Here is a 19,804-nt window from a genome sequence, read left to right on the forward strand (position 1 = left end):
GGGCTCGTCCCTGCCCATCCACCGGCTGTCATCCCTGCGAAAGCAGGGACCCATCTATCCGCTGGCACGGGCTGTGAGTTGGGTCCCTGCTTTCGCAGGGATGACGCCGCGTTTGGGGCGACGAACGCTCTAAATGACAGAACCCCGGCCTTGGCCGGGGTTCCAATTGGCTGGCATCCGAAAAGGGTGCTTACGGCGCCGTGCCGGCTGCGCCTTCGGCCTGAGGCTCGGCCTGCTTCTTGACCGCTGCCGCCAGCTCCGCGTCGGGAATATCGAGCTTGGCGTCCTTCTTCAGCGCCGCGACCGACTCGTCGAACGCCTTGAACATCACCTGCTGGCCGAGCTGCTGCTGCATCTGCTCGATCGGCGCCGGCGCGCTCATGCGCTTTTCCTCGACCTTGATGATATGCCAGCCGAACTGGCTCTTGACGGGGTCGGAAATCTTGCCCGGCTCGAGCGTAAAGGCCACCGCCTCGAACTCCGGCACCATCATACCCTTGGAGAAGAAGCCCAGGTCGCCGCCATTCTGCTTGCCCGAGGGGTCGGTGGTCTTTTCCATGGCGAGCACTTCGAACGGCTTGCCGCCGTCGAGCTCGGCCTTGATCGCCTTGGCCTCGTCTTCGGTGGCGACGAGGATATGACGCGCATGCACTTCCTCGACCGGCTTGAAGTCCTTCACATACTGGTCGTAGGCGGCCTTGATCGAGTCCTCGGTGACCGCGGCCGCGACCTTCTCGGTGAAGTACTCGCGGCGCAGCGAACGCTCCTCGAGGTACTGCATCCGGCGCTTGAACGTGTCGGTGTCGGCCATGCCGTCGGCTTTGGCCGCCTTGGCCATCACTTTCATGTCAATCAGCACGGTGACGAGGAAGGCACGACGCTCGGCCGGCGGGACCTGCTGCAGCTCCTGCTGCAGGTCCTCGGCGGCAAAATCCAGATCCGCCTGGGTGATGGTCTGGTCGCCGATGGTCGCGAGCACCGTCTCCGGCGGTATGGGGGCAGGCGCTGCCGGAGCGGCCGGTGCAGCGGCATCCTGGGCGAGCGCGACAACGGGGGCGAAGCCAAGCGCGGTGCCAAGCAGCAGGGCGCCGGCCACGGTCCTCAGAACCTTGTGGAAACCCCGCGGGGCATGGACGTTCATAGGGAATTCTCCTCGGATGGCGCAGGGCCCCCGGCCCGCGGCGTGGGAGGTTTGGCCCATTTGCGTTCCGTTGACAAGCAAAACACCCGCTCTTACATGTCGCACCACTTCAAAGAGTGTTGACGGGTGAGGACCCGCCGCCTGCCGGATGAGATGAAGCGCCTTAGCGCCACCCGGCCGTGAACAATCAAAGGACGACACGAATGGTACTGGCTGCAATCGCCAAGGCGATCTTCGGTTCGGCGAACGATCGACAGGTGAAAAAGTACCTCCCCAGGGTCGCCGCGATCAACGCGCTGGAGCCCGAGTACGAGAAGCTCACCGATGAGCAGCTTAAGGCCAAGACGCAGGAATTCCGCGATCAACTGGCGGCCGGCAAGAGCCTCGACGATATCCTCGAGCCCGCCTTCGCCACGGTCCGTGAAGCTTCGAAGCGCGTGCTCGGCCTGCGCCATTTCGACGTGCAGCTGATCGGCGGCATGGTGCTCAACAACCGCTCTATCGCCGAAATGAAGACCGGTGAAGGCAAGACCCTGGTGGCGACGCTGGCCGTCTACCTCAATGCGCTGCCCGGCAAGGGCGTGCACCTGGTCACCGTCAACGACTACCTGGTCCGCCGCGACCTCAACTGGATGGGCCAGATCTACCGCTTCCTGGGGCTCACCACCGGCATTATCGTGCATGGGCTCGACGACGCCGAGCGCAAGGCCAGCTATGCCGCCGACATCACCTACGGCACCAATAACGAGTTCGGCTTCGACTACCTGCGCGACAACATGAAATACAGCCGCGACCAGATGGTGCAGCGCGGCCACGAATACGCCATCGTCGACGAAGTGGACTCGATCCTCATCGACGAAGCCCGCACCCCGCTGATCATCTCCGGACCGTCCGCCGACCGTTCGTCGCTCTACGAGATGGCCGATACGCTGATCCCGCTGCTCGGCGAAGGCGATTTCGAAATCGACGAAAAGCAGCGCTCGGCCACCTTCACCGACGCCGGCATCGAGAAGCTCGAGGCGGCGCTGGTCGAGAACGGCCAGCTCAAGGGCGAAAACCTCTACGACATCGAGAACGTGGCGCTGGTCCACCATCTCAATTCGGCGCTGCGCGCCCACAAGATGTTCCAGCGCGAGAAGGACTACATCGTCCGCAACGACGAAGTGGTGATCATCGACGAGTTCACCGGCCGCATGATGCCCGGCCGCCGTTATTCTGAAGGCCTGCACCAGGCGCTGGAGGCCAAGGAGCACGTCAAGATCCAGGCCGAGAACCAGACCCTCGCCTCGATCACCTTCCAGAACTACTTCCGCCTCTACAAGAAGCTTGCCGGCATGACCGGTACGGCGGCCACCGAAGCTGAGGAATTCGGCGACATCTACGGCCTCACCGTCACCTCGATCCCCACCAACGTGCCGGTCAAGCGCAAGGACGAGGACGACGCCATCTTCCGCACCGCGGCGGAGAAGTTCGACGAGATCGCCAACCTGATCGTCGATGCGCGCGGCCGCGGCCAGCCGATCCTCGTCGGCACCACCTCGATCGAGAAGTCCGAAATGCTGGCCGAGATCCTGCGCGGCAAGGGCATCAAGGACATCGCGGTTCTGAACGCCCGCCACCATGAGCAGGAAGCGCAGATCGTCGCCGATGCGGGTGTCTCCGGCGCCGTCACCATCGCCACCAACATGGCCGGTCGCGGTACCGACATCCAGCTCGGCGGCAACCTCGAAATGCGCATCGAGAAGGAGGCCGCAGGCCTCGAAGGCGCCGAGCGCGAGGCCAAGATCGCCGAGATCAAGCGCACCATTGCCGAGGACAAGGCCAAGGTACTGGCGGCCGGCGGCCTCTACATCATCGGCACCGAGCGGCACGAAAGCCGCCGCATCGACAACCAGTTGCGCGGCCGCGCCGGTCGCCAGGGCGACCCGGGCCACTCGAAGTTCTTCCTGAGCCTGCAGGACGACCTGATGCGCATCTTCCCGGTCGAATCGATGGATTCGATGCTCTCGAAACTCGGGCTCGAACAGGGCGAGTCGATCACTCACCCCTGGGTCACCAAGGCCATCGAGCGGGCCCAGGCCCGCGTCGAAGCCCGCAACTTCGATATCCGCAAGAACATCCTCAAATACGACGACGTGATGAACGATCAGCGCAAGGCGATCTTCACCGAACGTCTCGAGCTGATGGACAGCGAGGATGTCGCCGACACCGTCACCGAGATGCGCCACCAGGTGGTGGACGATATCATCTCCAAGGCCATTCCCGAGCGCTCCTACCCCGAGCAGTGGCAGGTGGAGCAACTGGTCGCGGCCGGCAAGACCTACCTCAATGTCGACCTCCCGGTAGAAGCCTGGACGCACGAGGAAGGTATCGACGTCGAACAGGTCCGCGAGCGCATCATCAAGATCGCTGACGAGTTCGCCGCCGCCAAGGTGGCCCGCTACTCGCCCGACATCATGCGCCAGGTGGAAAAGTCGATCCTCTTGCAGTCGATCGACGGACTGTGGCGCGAGCACCTCGTCACCCTCGATCACCTTTCCAAGGTGGTCGGCTGGCGTGGCCTCGCCCAGCGCGATCCGCTCAACGAATATAAGCGCGAAGCCTTCGAGCTGTTCGAGCAGCTCTTGGCGAGCCTGCGCGAGCTGGTGACCACCCAGCTCAGCCATGTCGAGATCCAGATGCGCCAGCCGACGCCGCTGCAGGCCAACCTCGACGGGCTCGACGAAATCCATATCGACCCGACCACCGGCGAGAACGACGCCGAAAGCGACATCACTGGCACCATGCCGCGCGCCCTCGGCCCCGCGCCGTCGCTGGCGGCTTTCGCTGCCGCTGGCGCCGCAGCCGGCGCCGACGTGATCGAGGCCGATCCGGCGCTGAAGCCTATCGATCCCAAGCTGCTCGTCGGCGTCTCTCGCAACGCCCCCTGCCCCTGCGGCTCGGGCAAGAAGTTCAAGCACTGCCACGGCGCGTTCTGACGCCGACACAGGCACCGAATAGTCAACCGGCCGGCTTCTCACGAAGCCGGCCGGTTTATTTTTACGTGATGGTCGCCGGCGCGGCGATGCAGAGCACACTCACGCAAGCTGAGTTCGAAGCGTTCATGACCCCTGTCGACCAAATTGCGCCGAGTGAGCACGAAGCCTGTTGCGTCGCCGCAACGGTGATGATGCAGGACCTGGCGAAGCCGCCGCCACATGAAGCGGCGGCAGCCATCAGGTCCTGTTACCAGTAGTCGATATCGGCCGGCGATTGGTCAGGCTGCCGCCGTCTCTCGTTTCGGTCGCCTCACCGCACGGACCGTGCTGCTGTCGCTGCCGCCGCAATAAAACCGGTCGCGACCATCGGACTCGAGCCCTGAGACCCCCTTGCCTGCCGGCATCTCAAGCTGCTCCAGGACTTCGCATGATTGCGGATCGACGCGCCTGAGCTCGCTCTGACCATCCTCCAGCGTCGCGTGCCACAGCTCGCCCTCGACCCAGGTGACCCCGGTGACGAAGCGGTTGGAGTGGATGGTCCGGAGCACCTTGCCGGTCTCGGGATCGACCTCGAGAATCTGCTTGCCGCGATACTGCCCGACCCACAGCGAGCCCTCGGCCCAGGCGAGCCCGGAGCCGCCGCCGGGCGACGGGATGGTCTTGACCACCCGCCCGGTCGCCGGCTCGATCTTCTGGATCACGTCTTCAGCCAGCTGGTAGAGGTGCTCGCCGTCGAAGGTGGTGCCGGCATGGGCGGCGACATCGATGCTACGCACGGGCGCGCCGCTTTCCGGATCGAAGGCGTTGATCCGGTCACCCGAAGCGAACCACACATTGGTGCCGTCGAAGGTGACCCCGGCCACCGACTCGACGCCCGGAAACGGGCCGTACTCCCGAACGATCTCGGCATGCGCATGCTTCATCGGACTGACCTCTCGTTCAATTGTTCCGGCCGAGCTCTAGCCGCCCGGCAGCGGGCCTGGGAGTAACAAAGCCGTCGGGAAACCCGGCATCGGCGGGGTGATCCAGCGCAGCGCCCGGCCCCGCCCGAACGACTGCACCTTGCCCGCCGCAGCCAATTGCTCCAGCGCCCGCTGCACGGTGCGCGGGCTGGAGCCCAAGGCAATGGCGAGCGCCGAGCTGGCCCAGGCTTCGCCATCGGCCAGCAGCGCCAGCACCCCGGCATGCGGATCTTCCATCGGCGGCGCCAGCAGCGCAACCTGACTTGCTTCGACCGGCGCCAGCGCGAAACCGGCCATGGTGGCGTTGATCTCGGCGAGCCCGCTCAGCTCGGACCGCAACCGCCCCATCTCCACCCGCAGCCGGGCGCGATGCGACTCGTCGGCCTGCTTGCCGCGGAACGCCTCGGCGATCAGTTGCGCCCGCGATACGTCCCCCGGCCACGCGGCGGCCAGCGTCCGCAGCAGCGCGAACAAGACCGGACGGGTCGCGAGCACGACGATGGAGCCCGACTGCCGCACCACGTTGCGCGTCGCGTCGACAACCAGCGCGTCAGATCCCAGCACTTTTTCCACCCCGGCAAGGTTCAGCGGGCGGTCGGCGCCGCCGCCGATCAGCCGCGCCGCCGGTTCGTCCAACACGCGCGCGTCGGCTTCGATCTCGGCCAGCAGCGACGGGATGCCGGCCTGCCGTGCCGCCGCCAATGATCGTTCGAAGGCCAGGCGCGCCGGCCCGCTCTGCACGCGCCGCACCGCGATGCCGGCGGTGACCAGCTGGTGCACCGCGACGCTTGCCGGCGGTAACTGGCGCAGGTCGAGTTGCCGCAATAGCCGCTCCGCTTCATCCACCTGGCCGATCAGCAGCAGCCGCCGCGCCGCGAGATTTGCCGCGTGCGCCGCATTGGCGCCGTCGCCTTGCGCCTCGAGCACGCGGCGCGCCGCCTCCAGCGCCTTCGGTTGCCAGGACAGGTCACGCGAGACCAGGGCGATCTCGGCCTCGGCCACCACGCAGCGGGCCCGGGCGATCGCTTCGCGCGCGTGGAAGGCCTTGCCTGCCGCCTTGAGCAGCGCCTTGGCCCGCTCGAGATCGCCCAGTTGCGCCATGGCGATGCCGCGCAGCGCCAGCGCCGGGGCGTCCTCGCGCAGCGCCACGCGCTTCAGCGCCCCAAGCGGATCGCCGGCCCCGAGCGCCCGCGCCGCGGCGGTGATCAGCGAGTCCATTCAAATCCCGTCACACTTGTCACTCTCACCCCGAACCGGGCCGCGCCTAGGTTCCGCTCATCGACACCGAACGCAACCCTTCAAGCCCTGAACCAACGGGAGATCACGCCATGACCACCCTCGAACTTTATGAGATCGCCACGCCCAAGTCCCGCCAAAGCAGCGTCATCGCCGGCCTTGCGGCCCTCGCTGCCCGCTTCGCGGCTTGGCGGGCCCGGCGCCGGACCATCCTCCGGCTTGCCGGCCTCGATGCCATCCAGCTCGCCGATATCGGCCTCGAACGCACCGACGTCGAGGACGCCCTCGACGGCGACGCCCGTCGACTCTGGATCAAGATCGGCCAGCGCAACGCCGGCTGATCCCGCCCCTCACCCAAGGAGAACTGCAATGCAAGACAAGAACTACACCACCGCCATCACCGTGAACGCGCCGCCCGAAGCGGTGTTCGCCGCCATCAACAACGTCCGCGGCTGGTGGTCTGAGGATGTCGAGGGCAATACCGCCATGCTCGGCGACGTCTGGTTCTATCACGCGACGGACCTGCATCGCTGTACCCTCAAGGTCGTCGAATGGATCCCCGGCCAGCGCGTCGCCTGGCGCGTGCTCGACAATCACTTCAGCTTTGTCGCCGACACGACCGAATGGATCGGCACCACCATCACCTTCGACATCGAGCCGGTCGGCGCCGGCGCCCGCCTCACCTTCACCCATGTCGGACTGCTGCCCGACCACGAGTGCTACGACGTCTGCCACGACGCCTGGGGCACCTACATCCGCGGCAGCCTCAAGAGCCTCATCACCTCGGGTCGCGGCGCTCCCAACACCGGCGCCGAGATCACCGCCGCAGCCCCCGCCAGCATCAAGGAGTCCATCATGAGCAGCAAAGACAGCTTCACCACCTCATTCACCGTCGAAGAGAGCCCCGAGGCGGCCTTCGCCGCCATCATCGACCCGCGCGCCTGGTGGAGCGGCGAGTTCGAGGGCAGCACGAACAAGCTCGGCGACGTGTTCAGCTACCGCTATCAGGAGTTCCACTATTCCAAGCAGGTGGTCACCGAACTGGTCCCCAACCGGCGGGTGGCGTGGCAGGTGGTCGAAGGCATGCTGAGCTTCGTCGAGGACAAGACCGAGTGGGTCGGCACCACCATCACCTTCGACATCGGCACGCGGGACGGCAAGACCGAGGTGGTCTTCACTCATCACGGCATTGCCCCGGCCGTCGAATGCTATGACACCTGCTCGGACGCCTGGACTTCCCTGATCCAGGGCAGCCTCAGGCAGCTGATCCAGAGCGGCAAGACCGAGCTGATCGAGCTGGCGGCGCCTGCTGCGTGAGATCGGCGCCGCTCGATAACTCGATAAGGTGTTGAGCGTACTGGCCCTGCACCTGGTGGTTGACCGCCCCCCACCCTTGATCCCTCCACGCAAGGGGGAGGGAGACGCAAACTGAGACGCTGGTGTAATGGTCTCCCTCCCCCTTGCGGGGAGGGGACAGGGGTGGGGGGCAGCACGCACCGGCGTTTCGTCGATACGGCAGCCGCCTACGGCGTATCGACCACCGACCGTCGCGGGCGCCGCTCGCTCCAGGCCAGCACCAGCCCAGCCGCGATCACCAGCGCTGCACCGATGAACACCACGCCGGCCGGCTGCTCGCCCCAGAACAGGAAGCCGAACACAAAGCTCCAGATCAACGCGAAATACTCGACCGTGCCCAGGACGCTGGCCGGAATCAGCCGCGCCGCCTCGACCAGCACATATTGCGCCGTTCCCCCGACAATGCCGGTGAGCACCACGATACCGATCTGCAGCGGATCCATCGCCGTCCAGAACGGGATAGAGGCCACTCCCATCACCAGCGTGTAGAACAGGTTGAGCGAGAAGATCAGCACCATCGAGCTCTCCGACTTCGAGATGGTGCGCATCAGGATCATCGCCACCGACCAGAAGAACGCCGCGCCCAGCACCATCAGCGCCGGGATGCCGAATGTCAGCCCGGCCGGATTGCAGGCGATCAGCACGCCGAAAAAGCCGATCGCCGAAGCGCCGACCCGCGCCAGGGTCAGCTGTTCCTTGAGGAAGATCACGGCCAGCACGATCGTCAGCACCGGAGCGAAGTAATAGAGCGTCGTCATCTCGGCGAGCTGCAGCTCGCGCCCGGACGAGTAGTACATGCACCAGGCCGCCAGCGTCAGGATAGCGCGCAGCAGCAGCATCGGCTTGTTGCCCGACCGCACCAGCTCCAGCACCAGCTTTCGCCTGCCGATGACGAGGCAGATCAACACGATGACGAGGCTGCGCACGAACAGGATCTGCACCACCGGCAGGGCATGAATCACCGCCTTCACCAGCGCGTCGTGCACCGAGAACAGCGTATAGGCGAGAATGCCCAGCGCCATGCCCTTGAGCGAGGCGGACGGGGCGATGGCGGCAGGTGTGGACACGGGGGATAACCCAGGGACGGTAGCGCGGGCAGAGCGATGCCTCGCCGCAGCTCTATCCGTTTCGCGACGCTCGGGCAAATAGGCCCGACCGACCCCCGATATCGCCCTTGCCTGTCGGCGGCGGCGCCCCCACTGTGCCGATCCGTGAGAGCACCACGTTGGCGACCACCCCTGATGCAGAGCAGCCCACAGCCCTTGTCTCGCGCCGACCTGATGAAAAGCCTCTCGATCGTCGGCGGCGCCATCGCTGCCGAGGGAACGCCGGTCTTCGGCATCTTCCGCAACGAGATGGGCTTTGCACCGGCATTTCTCGCCCACTACCGATCGCTGGGCTTGAGCCAATTCCTGATCCTCGACGACCGCTCCGACGACGGCACCCGCGAGTACCTGCTGGCCCAGCCCGACTGCGTAGTGCTCCACTCCGCGCTGCGCTTCGGCGACAAGGTGATCCTCTCCGACGGGGCCGGCAGTGCCGAGCGAGCCGGGACCCTGCTGAAGTCGGCGATCCCCCGGCGCTATCTTGCCGGTCGCTGGGCGCTCTATGCCGACGCCGACGAGTTCCTGTTCCTGCCGCGCGGCATAGCCGAGCTCGGAGCCGTGACCACTTTCCTCGAGCGCCGTGGCCAGCGCTCGGTCGTCGCCAGTTTGGTCGACTTCTACCCTCTCGATCTATACGGCCATGAGCGACCCAGCCAGGCCGCAACGCTCGAAGGATCTCCTCGCCGAAAGTCCCTATTTCGACGCGACGCGGTTGCTGGTGGTGCCCCCCGGCGGACAACCGCGGCGGGTCGGCGTGGGCGCCTCGATGCGCCTGTTCGAGCGCTTCGGCATTTCCGAGCAGCACCCGGCTTCGCCTCCTGCCACACCGCCGGCCGCCTGGATGAAGACGCCGCTGATGCGATGGGACGACGATGTGTGGCTCGAGGGCAGCCATGCGGCGAACATCCTGCCGCCGGACGATTGCATTCTCGCCATGGCGCATTTCAAGTTCGGACCCGACAGCCTGCGTCGCATCGCCTCGGCCATCAGCTGGAAGGCCCATGCCAACAACGGCGCCAAGTACCACTTCTATGCGCGGCTGCTGCAACGCATGCAGGCGAGCGGACAGGGTTTCGTGGGCCAGGACTCCCGGCGCTTCGAGAGCAACGCGGACCTCGTGGCAGCGGGGTTGATGGTCGTGCCAGCCGAGCTGGCATCCGGCTGACCGCCCCCCCTCAGGTGCAGGTGACCCGGACCTCGGCGAAACCGGCCTCGTCGGCCGAGAACACCATGACGGTGCAACTGGTCCCGGCAATGGTGCCGAAGCCGGTTTCGACCACCGGGCCGACGCCCTCGATGGTGACCGTATCGGCGGTGATCGCGCCGGTCTTGACCACGGCCTTCGACTGGCAGAGCGGGTAGCTCTCGCCGGGCATCACCATGAAGCGGGTCCCGAGCGGAATGCAGTCGGTGGTCGGCAGGTTCGGGTCGATTGCAGCAGTTTCCGCCGGGGCCGCGGCGCCCGGCTGGGCCGACGGAGCGGCCGCCGTGGCGGCCTGCCGGTCCGCCCACTCCGCTTCGAGCTTCACCATGCGATCCTGCAGGGCGAGCAATCCGGCCGCCGTGCCGTCATCGACCGGGGTCGCCGGTTGGGCGGCGCGCTTGCCCAGCTCATCCACCGAAGCGCGCAGCTCGGCAATCATCCCGGTCACTGCGTTGGTCTTGGCATCGGTATTGAGCTGCACCGCGACAGCCCCGGCCAGCGCCACCAGGCCGACAATGGCGGCGAGAAACGGGATCAGCCGGTCGATCAGGACCAGGCGGCGATAGCGGCGCATCCCGGCCCCTCCGCATCTGCGCCAAAGCGATATTCGCCCCGACAGGCGCCGACCCTGGGGGGACGGCCCGAGGCTTCGAACAGGTCGTAGCCGGTTTTGAGGTTGCGCCAGAACAGCGCCCAGGTGTGACCGCCTTCGGCGGCCAGCGCCGCGGCCGTCATCCGGAATGGGAAGACGTGCACGTCGACAGCGTCCTGGCCGTTCCTGAGCGCTGCTTCAACCACTGCATAGACCTCGTCGACGCTGCGGTCGGTAATGGCATAGCAACCGACCGACGAGCAGCCGCCATGTACCATCAAAGCCGAACCGGTGCGACCCAGCTGGCGATCGAAGGCATTGGGAAAACCGAGGTTGAAGCTGAGATGATGTCGCGAGTTGGGGTTCAGCTGGCGCGTCGCCACGCGGTAGAATCCTTCGGGCGCCTGCCTGTCGCCCTCCTTGAGCTTGGGCCCCAGCTCGCCTGAGAACGTGCAGATGTCATAGTCGCGGAACAACCCATAGCGCCCGTCGGCACGCCTCAGCCACAGCTCCAGCTTGTGCTCGCGCTTGAAGATGCGGACATGCGCAGGATCGCCGAGCGCGAACCCGGCCTGTTTCAGCTCGGCAACGAACTGGGTGCGGTCATAGACGCGCTCGGTAGCGATGTCGCGAACTCCGGTTCGTTCGGTGAGCAGGAAGCGCCCGACCAGCAGCGCTGCGCAGAGCAAAACTCCGATCGCAACGACCATGCCAACATGGGAGCCTCGGGCCCGCATCGCAAGAAGACCGGCCTAGAGGGAGACGGCCCGAACAAAGGAGCGGCGCAAGCGGAGCTCCTGTTCTAGGCCCGGTGCAGCCGCGGCAGCGGAATCGGCGGCACCTTGCTGGGGTCGATGACGCCGGTTTCGCCACCGCCGCCAAACAGCCCGCCGATGAAGCTGCCGATCGCTTCGCCGCGCGCCTTGGCGGCGGCCTTCTCGTCGGCGGCCTTCTGCGCCTCAGCGGCGGCCTTTGCGGCCTTGTCGGCCAGGGAGGCGACTTCCTGGGCCATGGCGGCATCGTCGGCGGCCGCCTTGGCCTTCACCGTCTCGGGTACGTTCTGCGCCACCGTCACCGGGCAACTGCCCAAGGCGTCGAGCGTTGTGCCGCCGGGCACGTCGAACACGTATTCCTTGTTGCAGACATCCCAGGACACCGGCGCCTTCGAGATCTCGAAGCGGTCGTAGCCTTCCTTGATGTCCCTCCAGAAGCTCATGTTCGGGTTGTCGGCGTGCTTGGCCAGGTTCTGCGCCGTCATCCGGAACGGATAGATCTGCAGCTGGAACGAGGCATTGCCGCCCTTGAAGCTCTCGCGCGCCAACGCGTAGATCTCGGCGATCGACTCGTCGGTCATCGAGTAGCAACCTCGCGACGAGCAGTCGCCATGCACCATCAGGTCCGAGCCGGTCCGCCCATAGGCGCGGTCGAACTTGTTGGGAAAGCCGGTGTTGAATGCCAGGTAGTAGTTGGAGTTCGGGTTCATCAGGCCCGGAGTGACGGTGTAGAAACCTTCGGGCGACTGTCGGTCGCCTTCCTTGATCTTGGGGCCGAGGTCACCCGACCAGGCACAGATCTCATACGACTTGAACAGCTTGAAGGCGCCGGAACTGGTCTGCTTCCAGACCTCGAGCTCCGAGCTTTCCTTGAAGATGCGGACCATCATCGCGGCGCCCGGCGAGGAGCCGAGCCCCGCCAGCCGGCTGACCGTTTCCTGCTTCAGCGGCGCCATCGCCTTGGCATTGCTGCCCGGCTTCAAACCACCGCACCCCGCGAGCGTCGCCGCCACCACGAGGCTTGCACCGACCAGGAGGAAGGAACGGAGCGTCATGCCCACAGCCAGGAACCCGAATGCTTGTCTGCCCGAACCAGCCGGTCGCGAACGGGCGGCGCCCCCGCTGGGCAAGCCGCCACCATTACAGCCCGTCTGCTATTGGCTTCATGCCCGCTGCCCGGACGGCGATCAACCCAAATTGGTGCCGATGGCGAGGAATTTGTCGCGCCTGTGCTCTCGCACCTCCAGCCGACCCCGGGTGCCGGGGAAATCGGCGAGGAACTGACTGATCGCCTTGGCGGTCGAGGCCATTACCTCCCCGTGGTGGCGGTGCGCGCCACCGGCGGGCTCGGCAATGATGCCGTCGATCACCCCCAGCGCGAGCAGATCGGGAGCGGTGATTTTCTGCGCCGCGGCCATATCGGGAGCCCGGGCCGCGTCGCGGAACAGGATGGCGGCGCCCGGCTCCGGCGAGATCACCGAGTAGATGGCGTTCTCGAGCATCAGCACCCGGTTGGCGGTGGCGATGGCGATTGCGCCGCCCGAGCCGCCCTCGCCGATGATGATCGCGAGGTTGGGCACACCCAGCTCGAGGCAGCGCTCGGTCGAACGCGCGATCGCCTCGGCCTGGCCGCGCTCTTCGGCGCCGATCCCCGGATAAGCGCCGGCGGTATCGACGAACGACACCAGGGGAATGTCGAAGCGGTCGGCCATGTCCATGATGCGCACGGCCTTGCGGTAACCCTCGGGCCGCGCCATGCCGAAATTGTGCTTCAGCCGGCTCTCGGTATTGGAGCCCTTCTCCTGCCCCAGGATCGCCACCGGCTGCCCGTTGAAGCGGCCGAAGCCGGCCTGCAACGCCGGATCCTCGGCAAACTTGCGGTCGCCGGCCAGCGGCGTCCACTCGGTGATCAGCGACTTCACGTAGTCGGAGAAGTGGGGGCGCTGCGGATGACGCGCCACCTGGGTCTTCTGCCAGGGGGTGAGCTTCTTGTAGATATCGACCAGCGCCTCGTCGGCCCGGGCCGAGAGCCGCGTCACCTCTTCATCGATCGACACGGCCTGGTCGGACGTGGCGAGGGACTTGAGCTCGGCGATCTTGCCTTCGAGATCGGCGACCGGCTTTTCGAAATCGAGATAAGACTGCATCCAACCCGCCAGATAATGGGAAGGGCGTCAACTCGCGCCCCAAAGTGGCCGGAAAGTGGCGACGCAGCCGGGTTGAGTCAAGCAGCGAGCTGCGACCGAGCCCCCATTGCACCGCTCTGTCATGCCGCGTTAACCAATGCATGACGCATTCATGACAACGCTGGTGCCGAACGACCGGAACCACCTTTCGATCATGACGACCTATGCCCTGGTAAGCGTCGGCTGTCCGCATTGCGGCGGCCAGTTCTTCGAAAACGCCAAGCTGGTCCGCCCCGCCGGCGGCGCCTGGTGCCCGCACTGCGAGAAACTGTTCACGCTCGATACCGGCGATCAGGCCACCCGCCGCACGCTCGCCGAAGCCAAGGCGGCGCGCCGACGCCGCAAGGACAGGCTCAACGAGCTGCGTGCCAGCTGGAGCGACGTCCCCGCCAGACCGATGCTGATGCGCGACGTGCTGCGCGAGCTGGACGAGCTGCTGCTGCGGCTCGACGGCATGGTCGAGCAGAAGCGCGGATGACTGACGAGCAGCTGGAGCGGGCCGACCCCTACCCCTGTCCCTCCCCCTCTAACAGGAGGAGGGAGACGTTAGTCTCGATATCCGTGTGAGGGTTTCTTAGGGGGAGGGGACAGGGGTGGGGGTCAGCCCACACCGGCGCCCCCGTTTTCCGCGGAACGCCCTAGCCCTCCGCCAGCGGATGGTGCGCTTCCACCAGCGAGCGCAGCTTCTCGTCCAGCACATGGGTGTAGATCTGCGTGGTCGAGATGTCGGAGTGCCCGAGCAGCGTCTGCACCACCCTCAGATCCGCGCCGCCGGCCAGCAGGTGACTGGCAAAAGCGTGCCGCAACACATGCGGTGAAACCCGGGCCGCGGAAATCCCGGCGCGTCCCGCCAGCCCCTTGAGCTCGCGCGCAAACACCTGCCGGCTGAGATGGCCGCTTTCGCCGCCGGCCGGGAACAGCCAGGCGCCGGGCTCGAGCCGCGTCAGATACGCCTTGACCGCGTCGCGCGCCCGATCGGTCAGCGGCACGATGCGCTCCTTGCCGCCCTTGCCGCGGATGGTGAGAAAGCTCGCATCGCGCATCACCACGGCGCGCTTCAGCTCCACCAATTCCGAAACGCGCATGCCGGTGGCATAGAGCAGCTCCAGCAGCAGGTAGAGCCGCCCCGCCATGGCGCGCTGCGCCTCGCTCGCCTCGGGCGCTTCGATCTCGGCTTCCGCGAGGCTGAGCAGCCGATCGATCTCGGCGATCGACAGCACCTTGGGCAGGCTGCGCCGCGCCTTGGGCGACGCGATGATTCGGGTCGGGTCGTCGCCGCGCACTGCGTCGGCGGCGAGGAACTTGTGGAACTGCCGGATCGCCGAGAGTTTTCGCGCGCTCGACGATGCGGCAATGCCCTCTGCCTCGAGGAAGGCGAGATACTCCGTCACCTGCTCGCGCCCGGCGCCAGTCGGCCCGCTGCCGCGGCGCTGGAGGAAGGCGCAATAATCGCCGAGGTCGCGACGATAGGCGTCGATGGTGTTTCTGGCGGCGCCGCGTTCGGCGCTCATCATCTCGAGAAACGCTTCGACCAGGTGGCCGCCGTTCATTCGATCCCCTGCTGCCGGGTCACCACACCGCCGTCGTCGGCCGGCGCCTCGGTGGTCGGCTCGACCGAAAGGGCCGGCGTCTCGGCGGCCGGCGGGTTGGCCGCGGGCGCCTCGGGCTGGCGGGTGGTGTTGATCTCGCGCCGCACCAGCGGATCGCGCTGCGTCGAGGGCATCAGGTCACGCGCCGGAATGCGGATGGTCACATCCTTGTCGCGCGGCTGGACGAAGGCGACGAGCGCGAACATGGCTCCATAGCCGAGCCCGACCAGGACCAGCAGGATGACGATCAGGCGAATGAGAGTCGGCATGGCAATCCGCTTTTGTCACGCTACGGGTCAGTCTCCCCTGTTTGCCGGATGCGATCAAGGGTGCGCTAACCATAGCCGCCCCACCATAGCGGGCATTGACTTTATGCCGCCCTAACGGTTCAAACCGCCCGAACAGGGAAAAGCCATGTCACGCGACGGCACGACCACACGCGACGACCGGCGCGAGGATCTGCAGCGGCTCCTCGGGCATCGCCCGATCGTCTTGATCGGCATGATGGGCGCCGGCAAAACCACCGTCGGCCGCCGCCTCGCCGCCCGCCTGGGCCGCCACTTCGTCGATAGCGACGAGGAGGTCGAGAAGGCGGCCGGGATGACTATCGAGGACATCTTCCGCGCCCATGGGGAGGCCGATTTCCGTGCCGGCGAGGTCAAGGTGATCGCCCGCCTGCTCAAAGACCGCAACATCGTGCTGGGCACCGGTGGCGGCGCTTTCATCAACGCCGAAACCCGCGCGCTGGTGAAGCAGGCGGCGATCTCGGTGTGGATCAAGGCCGATTTCGAGCTGTTGTTCCAGCGCGTGTCGCGCCGCTCCAACCGACCGCTGCTGAAAACCGCCAACCCGCGCGAGACGCTGCAGAAGCTGATCGAAGTCCGCTACCCCGTCTATGCCGAGGCCGACGTCACCGTGGTATCGCGCGACGTGCCGCAGGACCAGGTGGCGAGCGAAGTGATCGACGCCGTGCTGGCCTATCTGACCAACGAGGCTGCCAATGGCTGAGCCGACCACCGTCCATGTGCCGCTGGGCGAACGCGCCTACGACATCCTCATCGGCTCCGGGCTGATCGACAATGCCGGGGCGCTGCTCGGCGCCAGGTTCCCCGGCCGCCGCTTCGGCATCGTCACCGATACCGAGGTCGCCATCGCGCAGCTGCCGCGGCTCACCGCCGCGCTCGACGCCGCCGAGGTGAAATACGCGACGGTGGTGCTGCCTAACGGCGAAAGCACCAAGTCGTTCGCCCGGCTGGGCGAAGTGGTCGATGCCATCCTCGCGGCGCGGCTCGAGCGCGGCGACCTGATCATTGCGCTGGGCGGCGGCGTCATCGGCGACCTCGCCGGGTTCGCCGCGGCGATCGCCCGGCGCGGCATGGATTTCGTCCAGGTGCCGACCTCGCTCCTCGCGCAGGTCGACAGCTCCGTCGGCGGCAAGACCGGCATCAATTCGCCGCACGGCAAGAACCTGATCGGCGCCTTCCATCAGCCCCGGCTGGTCCTCGCCGACCTCGACGCCCTCGACACCCTGCCGCCGCGCCAACTCGCGGCCGGCTATGCCGAGGTGGTGAAGTACGGGCTGATCGACGATGAGCCGTTCTACTTCTGGCTCGAGGAGAACCGAAGCGAGATCTTTGCCGGCAACACCGCCCTACGCGCCGAAATGGTGGCCCGCTGCTGCGCCGCCAAGACCCGCTTCGTCCTCGCCGACGAAAAGGAGACCGGGGTTCGCGCCCTGCTCAATCTCGGCCATACGTTCGGCCATGCGTTGGAAGCGGCCACCGGCTATTCCGATCGCCTGCTGCATGGCGAAGGCGTCGCCATCGGCATGGTGCTGGCGCATGGTTTTTCGGCGAGGCTCGGCCTCGCCCCCAGTCAGGATACCGGCCGTATCGCCCGGCACCTGAGCGCGGCAGGCCTGCCGACCCACATCAACGATATCCCGGGCGATTTGCCCGACACCGACACGCTGATGAACGCCATCGCCCAGGACAAGAAGGTGGTGCGCGGCGCGCTCACCTTCATCCTGACCCATGGCATCGGCCGGGCCTTCATCGAAAAGAACGTCGACCCGACCGCCGTACGGGCCTACCTCGAAGAGGTACGGGCCGAGCGCTAGGCGCGCTTCGGCGCCCCGAACCATCTCGTCAGCGCCTCGCTCAGCCCCTGCCCTGCGGCGTCCCCGACCCAGGCCACGTAGCCATCGGGACGGATCAAGACAGCCTGCGGAGCCTCGACGGCTCCGATGCCCGGCAGCTGCCACGCACCCTCAGAGACTGCGTCGACCAGCCTCACGCGATCCGCCCACGGCGCGATCTCGAACGCGCCGGACGCACCGAAGTTGATCAGCACCGGCCGCGCAGCATGGAGTAACTCGTAAACCCGAGTCGGACCGTTGGCGGCGACCAGATCGAGATCCGGCATCCGTCGCCCGAGCAGCGGATGCCCCTCACCCAGCTCGTAGCGGACGCCTAGCCCGGTCAGGTCGGCGGCAACTCGTCGGCGCGGCTCCCCCATTTCGAGCATCTCGGCCATCGTCTCGCGCAGTGCCTTGGTGCGGTCGTCCTCGCGCCGCAGCGCCACGGCCGCCATGGTGTAACGCAACACCCTGGCGCCCACCGGGTGACGCTCGGCATGATAGCTGTCGAGCAGGCCCTCGGGCGAAATGCCCTTGATCACCTGCGCCAGTTTCCAGCCGAGATTGACGGCATCCTGCACCCCGGTCTGCAGCCCCATCCCGCCATCGGGTGGATGGATATGCGCCGCATCTCCAGCGATGAGCACCCGCCCCTGCCGATAGGTTTCAGCCTGCCGGGCCGCATCGGTGAAACGGGTGATCGAACTCGGGCTGTGAATCCCGTAATCGGTGCCGTAAACCGCGATCAGCGCTTGCTTGAGCTCCGCGAGGGTCGGCTCGCCGGTCTTGCCCACCTCGCGCTCGGTGACCAGCACACGCACCGGTCCGCTGTCGGCCCAGACGATCTCGCCATCGCGGATCTCGTAGTTCACCCGCCCGATCGAGTGGATGCCCAGCGCATCGCGCGTGATCCCCCACTGCGGCGGCAACTCGGCCAGCTCGGCTTCGGCGATCAGGTTGCTGGTGGTGGGATCGGAGCCCGGGAACGCGATGCCGGCCGTCTTGCGCACGACGCTCCGCCCGCCGTCGCAACCGACCAGGTACTGCGCCGCCAGCCGGCTGCCATCGCTGAGGCTGATATCGACGCCCGCCCCATGTTGGGTGAAGCCGCGGACCTCGACGCCGCGATAGACCGGTACGCCGAACCCATCGACCCAGTCGCCCAGAAGCCGCTCGATGTGGTTCTGCCACAGGCCCAGGCTGTAGGGGTAGCGGGTCGGAAAGCCGGTGAGATCGATGCGGACCCCGGCAAACCCGACTGCCTGCGCCACCTGACCTTCGGCCACGAACCGCTCGGCGATGCCACGCTGGTCGAACACCTCGAGGGTGCGCGGATGCAGCCCCCCGGCGCGCGAGCCGACAACCTCCTTGCCGGGCCGCCGTTCGACGATGGCGACGTCGATGCCGGCCAATGCCAGCTCGCCGGCCAGCATCAGCCCGGTCGGGCCGCCGCCGGCAATAACCACCTGATGTTCGATCTTGCGCATCTGTCTCTCCGTTATGAACTGACGAGGACGCGCCTCTTACCGGACGATCGGGGTCTTGAAGCAAGCCCCTTGTGCGCTACATATCAGTATGGGCGGAGGGCGATATCGCGCTTCGCGCTGCTTTCCCGACATGTATTCTTCGCTCGCCGAACGCCCCGGTCGGCGCCGATTCGTCGGCAAGTCGATCGCCGCGGAAGCCGAGAGGGAAAGCCATGTCCGACCGCCGTCCACTGCTGGTCATCGACGGCGACTCGTTCGCCCACCGCGCCTACCATGCCCTGCCCAAGACGGTACGCCGCGCGGGGAACCGTGGCGGCGGCGCTATCGTGGGCTTCACCAATTACCTGATCCGCCTCTATGAAGCCGAGCGGCCGCGCGCCGTGGTGGTGGGCTGGGATACGCTGGCCGAACCCAACTGGCGGGCGCTGGAGTTCGCGCCTTACCAGGGCGGTCGTATCTTCGAGGACGAGATCGTCGAGCAACTCGAAGTCCTGCCCCAGATGGTCGCTGCCTGCGGCTTCGTCTTCGGCAAGGCGGGACGGTTCGAAGCCGATGACTTCCTCGCCACCGCCGTCGCTGAGGAGGAAAAGGCCGGCGGCACCGCGTTGGTCGCCACCAGCGATCGCGACGCCTACCAGCTTGCCTCGGCGCGGACGACGATCCTGCAGCCGGTCAAGGGCGGCGAGATTGCCCGCATCGACCCTGCCGGAGTGCGCGAGCGCTACAAGGTCGAGCCCCGGCAGGTCCCCGATTTCATCGCCCTGCGCGGCGATCCTTCGGACAAGATTCCCGGCGCCAGGGGGGTCGGTGACGCGACGGCGGCGAGCCTGTTGCAGCGCTACCCCGATCTCGAGGCGATGATCGCCGACAACCGCTTCCCCACCCAGGCCGACGACCTCAGGCTTTACAAGCGGATTGCCACCATGGTGACGAACGCACCGCTGCCGCCCGTTCCCGACACCAGGCCAACCTGGGCCAAGGCCGCCGCCCTCGCCCGCGACTGGGAACTGAACAACCTCGCCGACCGCCTGCAGCAACTGGCCGAGAAGGCTTAAGC

19 protein-coding genes and 1 pseudogene are annotated in these 19,804 nt (G+C 66.6%); 9 read left to right on the forward strand and 11 right to left on the reverse strand.

The genetic code is table 11. From position 1 onward, the window contains the following. Nucleotides 1-190 precede the first annotated feature (190 nt). Nucleotides 191-1,141, reverse strand: a complete 951-nt coding sequence (locus APS40_RS07500) for a peptidylprolyl isomerase (protein ID WP_197279455.1) — start codon at nucleotides 1,139-1,141, stop codon at nucleotides 191-193. 203 nt (nucleotides 1,142-1,344) lie between these two features. Between APS40_RS07500 and secA the strand changes: the two genes are divergently transcribed. Further along, nucleotides 1,345-4,119, forward strand: coding sequence for a preprotein translocase subunit SecA (gene secA, locus APS40_RS07505; protein WP_055046454.1), 2,775 nt, complete (start codon nucleotides 1,345-1,347; stop codon nucleotides 4,117-4,119). Between the two features lie 278 nt (nucleotides 4,120-4,397). Here secA and APS40_RS07515 read toward each other — a convergent pair whose 3' ends face one another. Both APS40_RS07515 and APS40_RS07520 read right to left on the reverse strand, forming a co-directional pair. After that, nucleotides 4,398-5,042 carry a Vgb family protein gene (locus APS40_RS07515; protein ID WP_055046456.1) on the reverse strand — a complete coding sequence of 215 codons (645 nt, stop codon included), beginning with the start codon at nucleotides 5,040-5,042 and terminating at the stop codon, nucleotides 4,398-4,400. A gap of 36 nt (nucleotides 5,043-5,078) precedes the next feature. Continuing rightward, complete coding sequence (locus tag APS40_RS07520; RefSeq protein ID WP_055046457.1) at nucleotides 5,079-6,299, reverse strand: hypothetical protein; 1,221 nt, start codon at nucleotides 6,297-6,299, stop codon at nucleotides 5,079-5,081. Between the two features lie 110 nt (nucleotides 6,300-6,409). Here APS40_RS07520 and APS40_RS07525 point away from each other — a divergent pair, with 110 nt between their 5' ends. Beyond that, nucleotides 6,410-6,658, forward strand: coding sequence for a DUF1127 domain-containing protein (locus APS40_RS07525; protein ID WP_055046458.1), 249 nt, complete (start codon nucleotides 6,410-6,412; stop codon nucleotides 6,656-6,658). Between the two features lie 28 nt (nucleotides 6,659-6,686). Further along, complete coding sequence (locus APS40_RS25160; protein WP_197279456.1) at nucleotides 6,687-7,634, forward strand: SRPBCC family protein; 948 nt, start codon at nucleotides 6,687-6,689, stop codon at nucleotides 7,632-7,634. A gap of 206 nt (nucleotides 7,635-7,840) precedes the next feature. Here APS40_RS25160 and APS40_RS07540 read toward each other — a convergent pair whose 3' ends face one another. Continuing rightward, nucleotides 7,841-8,740, reverse strand: a complete 900-nt coding sequence (locus tag APS40_RS07540) for a DMT family transporter (protein WP_156342857.1) — start codon at nucleotides 8,738-8,740, stop codon at nucleotides 7,841-7,843. Between the two features lie 288 nt (nucleotides 8,741-9,028). Here APS40_RS07540 and APS40_RS25285 point away from each other — a divergent pair. Beyond that, a pseudogene (locus tag APS40_RS25285) lies at nucleotides 9,029-9,307 on the forward strand (glycosyltransferase family 2 protein); the annotation flags it as partial. 112 nt (nucleotides 9,308-9,419) lie between these two features. After that, nucleotides 9,420-9,944, forward strand: a complete 525-nt coding sequence (locus APS40_RS25290; RefSeq protein ID WP_055046460.1) for a hypothetical protein — start codon at nucleotides 9,420-9,422, stop codon at nucleotides 9,942-9,944. A gap of 10 nt (nucleotides 9,945-9,954) precedes the next feature. Here the strand turns inward: APS40_RS25290 and APS40_RS25295 are convergent, their stop codons facing one another. The 4 genes from APS40_RS25295 to APS40_RS07565 all read right to left on the reverse strand — a co-directional run bounded on the left by APS40_RS25295 (nucleotide 9,955) and on the right by APS40_RS07565 (nucleotide 13,495). After that, nucleotides 9,955-10,557, reverse strand: coding sequence for a hypothetical protein (locus tag APS40_RS25295; RefSeq protein ID WP_055046461.1), 603 nt, complete (start codon nucleotides 10,555-10,557; stop codon nucleotides 9,955-9,957). Next, entirely contained in the window at nucleotides 10,530-11,285 is a 756-nt protein-coding gene (locus APS40_RS07555) for a L,D-transpeptidase family protein (RefSeq protein ID WP_055046462.1), read from the reverse strand. Before APS40_RS07555 ends, APS40_RS25295 begins: the two co-directional genes overlap by 28 nt. A 92-nt stretch (nucleotides 11,286-11,377) precedes the next feature. Beyond that, a complete protein-coding gene (locus APS40_RS07560; protein WP_055046463.1) occupies nucleotides 11,378-12,403 on the reverse strand; it encodes a L,D-transpeptidase family protein in 1,026 nt (341 codons plus the stop codon). A gap of 132 nt (nucleotides 12,404-12,535) precedes the next feature. Further along, the gene (locus tag APS40_RS07565) at nucleotides 12,536-13,495 is read right to left on the reverse strand and encodes an acetyl-CoA carboxylase carboxyltransferase subunit alpha (RefSeq protein ID WP_055046464.1); all 960 of its coding nucleotides are present in this window, start codon (nucleotides 13,493-13,495) and stop codon (nucleotides 12,536-12,538) included. Nucleotides 13,496-13,646: 151 nt separating this feature from the next. Here APS40_RS07565 and APS40_RS07570 point away from each other — a divergent pair, with 151 nt between their 5' ends. Continuing rightward, on the forward strand, nucleotides 13,647-14,012 hold the full coding sequence (locus APS40_RS07570; RefSeq protein ID WP_156342858.1) for a hypothetical protein: 366 nt from the start codon (nucleotides 13,647-13,649) through the stop codon (nucleotides 14,010-14,012). Between the two features lie 160 nt (nucleotides 14,013-14,172). Here APS40_RS07570 and APS40_RS07575 read toward each other — a convergent pair whose 3' ends face one another. Together APS40_RS07575 and APS40_RS25255 are read right to left on the reverse strand one after the other, a co-directional pair. Continuing rightward, nucleotides 14,173-15,084 carry a site-specific tyrosine recombinase XerD gene (locus APS40_RS07575; protein WP_055046466.1) on the reverse strand — a complete coding sequence of 304 codons (912 nt, stop codon included), beginning with the start codon at nucleotides 15,082-15,084 and terminating at the stop codon, nucleotides 14,173-14,175. Beyond that, nucleotides 15,081-15,392, reverse strand: coding sequence for a hypothetical protein (locus APS40_RS25255; protein ID WP_156342859.1), 312 nt, complete (start codon nucleotides 15,390-15,392; stop codon nucleotides 15,081-15,083). Before APS40_RS25255 ends, APS40_RS07575 begins: the two co-directional genes overlap by 4 nt. Before the next feature lie 145 nt (nucleotides 15,393-15,537). Here APS40_RS25255 and APS40_RS07585 point away from each other — a divergent pair, with 145 nt between their 5' ends. Further along, a complete protein-coding gene (locus APS40_RS07585; protein ID WP_055046467.1) occupies nucleotides 15,538-16,131 on the forward strand; it encodes a shikimate kinase in 594 nt (197 codons plus the stop codon). Further along, complete coding sequence (gene aroB / locus APS40_RS07590) at nucleotides 16,124-17,242, forward strand: 3-dehydroquinate synthase (RefSeq protein WP_055046468.1); 1,119 nt, start codon at nucleotides 16,124-16,126, stop codon at nucleotides 17,240-17,242. Before APS40_RS07585 ends, aroB begins: the two co-directional genes overlap by 8 nt. On the opposite strand, the gene APS40_RS07595 is transcribed toward aroB, so the two are convergent. Next, the gene (locus tag APS40_RS07595; protein ID WP_055046469.1) at nucleotides 17,239-18,747 is read right to left on the reverse strand and encodes an FAD-dependent monooxygenase; all 1,509 of its coding nucleotides are present in this window, start codon (nucleotides 18,745-18,747) and stop codon (nucleotides 17,239-17,241) included. The two genes, aroB and APS40_RS07595, sit on opposite strands and share 4 nt — an antisense overlap. Nucleotides 18,748-18,959: 212 nt before the next feature. Here APS40_RS07595 and APS40_RS07600 point away from each other — a divergent pair, with 212 nt between their 5' ends. Then, nucleotides 18,960-19,802 carry a 5'-3' exonuclease gene (locus APS40_RS07600; RefSeq protein WP_055046470.1) on the forward strand — a complete coding sequence of 281 codons (843 nt, stop codon included), beginning with the start codon at nucleotides 18,960-18,962 and terminating at the stop codon, nucleotides 19,800-19,802. The last annotated feature ends 2 nt before the right edge of the window (nucleotides 19,803-19,804 follow it).

Source organism: Devosia sp. A16, assembly GCF_001402915.1.
Classification (GTDB): Bacteria; Pseudomonadota; Alphaproteobacteria; order Rhizobiales; family Devosiaceae; genus Devosia_A.

What these genes read in the sequence shown, in the direction of transcription:
- APS40_RS07500 (WP_197279455.1), bottom strand. Translation starts at nt 1,141, where the DNA reads ATGAACGTCCATGCCCCGCGGGGTTTCCACAAGGTTCTGAGGACCGTG.
- secA (WP_055046454.1), top strand. Translation starts at nt 1,345, where the DNA reads ATGGTACTGGCTGCAATCGCCAAGGCGATCTTCGGTTCGGCGAACGAT.
- APS40_RS07515 (WP_055046456.1), bottom strand. Translation starts at nt 5,042, where the DNA reads ATGAAGCATGCGCATGCCGAGATCGTTCGGGAGTACGGCCCGTTTCCG.
- APS40_RS07520 (WP_055046457.1), bottom strand. Translation starts at nt 6,299, where the DNA reads ATGGACTCGCTGATCACCGCCGCGGCGCGGGCGCTCGGGGCCGGCGAT.
- APS40_RS07525 (WP_055046458.1), top strand. Translation starts at nt 6,410, where the DNA reads ATGACCACCCTCGAACTTTATGAGATCGCCACGCCCAAGTCCCGCCAA.
- APS40_RS25160 (WP_197279456.1), top strand. Translation starts at nt 6,687, where the DNA reads ATGCAAGACAAGAACTACACCACCGCCATCACCGTGAACGCGCCGCCC.
- APS40_RS25290 (WP_055046460.1), top strand. Translation starts at nt 9,420, where the DNA reads ATGAGCGACCCAGCCAGGCCGCAACGCTCGAAGGATCTCCTCGCCGAA.
- APS40_RS25295 (WP_055046461.1), bottom strand. Translation starts at nt 10,557, where the DNA reads ATGCGCCGCTATCGCCGCCTGGTCCTGATCGACCGGCTGATCCCGTTT.
- APS40_RS07555 (WP_055046462.1), bottom strand. Translation starts at nt 11,285, where the DNA reads ATGGTCGTTGCGATCGGAGTTTTGCTCTGCGCAGCGCTGCTGGTCGGG.
- APS40_RS07560 (WP_055046463.1), bottom strand. Translation starts at nt 12,403, where the DNA reads ATGACGCTCCGTTCCTTCCTCCTGGTCGGTGCAAGCCTCGTGGTGGCG.
- APS40_RS07565 (WP_055046464.1), bottom strand. Translation starts at nt 13,495, where the DNA reads ATGCAGTCTTATCTCGATTTCGAAAAGCCGGTCGCCGATCTCGAAGGC.
- APS40_RS07570 (WP_156342858.1), top strand. Translation starts at nt 13,647, where the DNA reads ATGACAACGCTGGTGCCGAACGACCGGAACCACCTTTCGATCATGACG.
- APS40_RS07575 (WP_055046466.1), bottom strand. Translation starts at nt 15,084, where the DNA reads ATGAACGGCGGCCACCTGGTCGAAGCGTTTCTCGAGATGATGAGCGCC.
- APS40_RS25255 (WP_156342859.1), bottom strand. Translation starts at nt 15,392, where the DNA reads ATGCCGACTCTCATTCGCCTGATCGTCATCCTGCTGGTCCTGGTCGGG.
- APS40_RS07585 (WP_055046467.1), top strand. Translation starts at nt 15,538, where the DNA reads ATGTCACGCGACGGCACGACCACACGCGACGACCGGCGCGAGGATCTG.
- aroB (WP_055046468.1), top strand. Translation starts at nt 16,124, where the DNA reads ATGGCTGAGCCGACCACCGTCCATGTGCCGCTGGGCGAACGCGCCTAC.
- APS40_RS07595 (WP_055046469.1), bottom strand. Translation starts at nt 18,747, where the DNA reads ATGCGCAAGATCGAACATCAGGTGGTTATTGCCGGCGGCGGCCCGACC.
- APS40_RS07600 (WP_055046470.1), top strand. Translation starts at nt 18,960, where the DNA reads ATGTCCGACCGCCGTCCACTGCTGGTCATCGACGGCGACTCGTTCGCC.